Annotated in this window: 1 protein-coding gene; it reads left to right on the forward strand. The window is 73.2% G+C overall.

Annotated features, from left to right (window positions below):
- On the forward strand, positions 1-213 hold a 213-nt coding region (locus tag ACM0OX_RS35915; protein ID WP_414520005.1), incomplete at both ends, for a rhomboid family intramembrane serine protease.

Here is a 213-nt window from a genome sequence, read left to right on the forward strand (position 1 = left end):
GCGGTGGCGTTCGGGGCGCCGGTGGCGCGGCTGTTCGGCGACCGGATCGGACCCAGCGTCTTTCTTCTGTTCTATGTGTCGTGCGGCGCGCTGGCGGCGCTGGGCTATGGGCTGATCCATTGGGGCTCGCCCAATCCGATGGTGGGGGCGTCCGGCGCGGTGTTCGGCCTGATCGGCGCGGCGACCCGCCTGCTGGGCGCGCACGGCCGGGTG

The organism is Nostoc sp. PCC 9305 (assembly GCF_963920915.1).
GTDB lineage: Bacteria > Cyanobacteriota > Cyanobacteriia > Cyanobacteriales > Nostocaceae > Nostoc.